The sequence below is a fragment of the Chitinispirillales bacterium ANBcel5 genome (assembly GCA_029688955.1).
In the GTDB taxonomy this organism is placed as follows: Bacteria; Fibrobacterota; Chitinivibrionia; order Chitinivibrionales; family Chitinispirillaceae; genus Cellulosispirillum; species Cellulosispirillum alkaliphilum.
Window position 1 is genome coordinate 1 of record JARUKZ010000082.1, and the last position, 2895, is coordinate 2895.

The window sequence follows — 2895 nt, forward strand, 5'->3', positions numbered from 1 at the left end:
CAAGTGCATAGTAAGTAATGAGGGTGGAGCAGTTACGAGTAATGAAGTTACCCTGACTGTAAATCGTGGTCCCTGGGTACCGCAGCCCGAAGAGCTTGAACATGATAATGGTATGGTACTGATTAGAGCAGATGGATACAGCTTCCGAATGGGTAACCCGACCACAGATCCGTGGGTGGATTTCTCCTATGATTTCTGGATGAGTGAGGCAGAGATAACACAAGGTGAATATGCTGAAGCTATGCAGTATTTTCCTGGTTTTGAACTACCATGGTGGGATGCTTACGGTTTTGATGCTCACGAAGAAAAGCCCGTTTATGGTGTGACATGGTATGATGCTGTCCTGTATTGTTGGGTGCGAAGTATCGAGGAAGGTCTCGAGCCAGTTTATATTTTTGATGCTGATGATATTATTTGGGCAGATAATATCCCCTGGTCCTCATGCATAGGTTTTGATAATATTCAGATAGACACCTCTAACAATGGATACAGATTACCTTTAGGTGCTGAATGGGAATATGCTGCACGCGGAGGAACCAATACACGTTTTTCCTGGGGTGGCAATCGTCAGTATTATCCCCAAACTTCTGCTGATTCTGCCGAAATTAGTGCACATGCTGCATGGGTTCACAACACTACAAGGGACCATGGACCCCATTTAGTAAAAGGTAGAGAAGCAAACTGGTATGGCTTATATGACATGGGTGGGAATGTTTGGGAATGGTATAAAACTGAAGATTTTGGCGGCTATTATGCTCGTGGGGGTAGTTGGAGCACTAGCGGTGCAAATGACTTAATGCCTAACTCAACAATTGGAAGCTTCACTAGTGGGTATAGAAATGATGATTTTGGCTTCAGAGTTATGCGAAAAGCAACTGCTTGATAAAAAATGGTAAAAATAATGTACCTTATAGTGAGACAGAAATAAATGAGGTGTTTTTTAAATCCAAAAAACCATTTTTCCCTAATTTCAGCACATTTTCCCATAGACAGGAACACTTGGAACACTATACCCATGTATTTGGAAAAGTTGTGAGTAGATATTACAAAGATCGCCTTTAAATTGATAGTTTCTGGGGTATTTTGATTTAATCAATTCACCCATTCTATTTACTTTCATTTAGGTTTACCCGGTACTGTCCCATGAAAAATTGCACTACCATTCAAAATAGAGCCACATATAATTGGTGTGGCTGCATACACATTCGCAATCGAACTTCTGCTGTCACACAACTATCAAGCAAACAGTGTAAAACAAAACTTTTGCCCCCTTAAGAATTCGAAAGTTCCGTTTTAAGAATAAATTGTACAGCATTCAAAATAATCGACCTATGCCTTTCAATGTTGAGTCGGATGTATTCAGAAGGACCAATGGAGAATTCAAACCTCACCTAAAACACAATCACGATGGTTATCTGCCGGGACTATATAGTTCTGACAGATGGCCGAGCTGCTTAAAACATTCACCCTTCGGGACCTTTGAACCTTGATGAATAATCTGCTTTTAATTAAAGCCGGAGAGATTAGTAGCAGCAATAGAAATAGATCACCTCCAAAGAATTATAACCTAACATTATACTATTATCGTAATCATTCACTTAACATTAATAATTACAGGTTTAATTCTATTTTCATCTCTTGTAACATAAACTCCTGAAGCAATATTTCTATTGGTAGACCCGCGATGCATATTTCCGGGAATCTTTCTTCCCCGTATATCGTAGTAGCCGGTAATCGCTCGTTGTTTTTGAACGGGAGGCATAATTTTGTGAGTAGTTATGTATATATTAGAGTCGTTCCAGGAAACGTTTGCGGATATCAAACTATTCCTGCTGTTGATCCAAGCAGTCCCATCATTTGTAAGTCTTGTTCCTCTAGCCAAAAACAATCTTTCGCCAATAATAAGATGATGTAAATGGTTGCCATCTTTATCCAATATATAGACTCCATCGGTCCCGCCAGCAACCCATATCCTTCCTTCACTATCAAAATCAACATCATCACATCTATAATCGCTTAAAAGGTGTTGCCAGGGTTCTCCTTTTTTCTTAAGGTAGACACCAATTCCGCTATTTGGTACAGCTACAACTTGACCATGAGGTGATGTACTTAAGGTACTTAAATGAAGGTTTCCTGGCCCATCAGTGGTGGTATCAGCGATAAACTGATCTCCATCAAATGTGTAAATACCCTCAAAGGTGCCGGCAATTATTGTACCTGTGGCGTCTTCAGTAATAACATTCACCCAATTACTTTGTAATCCGCTCTCTGTATCATACACTATCCAGCTTTCAAAATCATAGCGCATTACTCCAATGTTTGTTGCGGCCCAAAGGATATTATCCCGGGAAACAACACAGTCATTTATGCGGATCTCTTCTACCCCTGCATCCATAGGATAGCGATAGGTGTTACCATCAATCATATAGGAAAATCCCGAATCACTGCCAAACCAGTGTCCGCCGTTTGAATCCTGCGCATAGGCTGTGAAATTATTGCTAAGAAGTCGGTGTGAGTTTCTGCTGTAATAGGACCACTCTTCCCCATTGTACTTATGAACACCCCATCGTGACTGATCAAGTGATGCCCAGAGGTTGTTATCTCTGTCTGTAGCTATGTGGCGAACGTTATTATTTTCAATCCACCTGTGGAGGGGCCAGGTATACTGGTTATCGTCAGTATAAAAAATCGGTATGGTGCCATGGGTTAGCACAAACTGCGAGGAGTCATAAAAAGCAATATCTCTCATCATAATTTGCCTTCTAAAAGGTAATTCTTTGATCGTTTCCCACTGACCATCAACATGTTGAATAACTCCTTCAAAGCTGACTCCAACAAGACGATTGGTAAAAGGGTTAATTCTAAAACGTTGTACCGTAAGGGGAATGCCTCCAC

Annotated in this window: 2 protein-coding genes; one reads left to right on the plus strand and one right to left on the minus strand. The window is 40.7% G+C overall.

Features of this window, described 5'->3' with window-relative positions; genetic code table 11:
- The coding region (locus QA601_18650) for an SUMF1/EgtB/PvdO family nonheme iron enzyme (GenBank protein ID MDG5817123.1) at nt 1-883 on the plus strand (883 nt) is incomplete at its 5' end.
- A 711-nt stretch (nt 884-1594) separates the two neighbouring features.
- Here the strand turns inward: QA601_18650 and QA601_18655 are convergent.
- A partial coding sequence (locus tag QA601_18655; protein ID MDG5817124.1) for a hypothetical protein occupies nt 1595-2895 on the minus strand: 1301 nt, incomplete at its 5' end.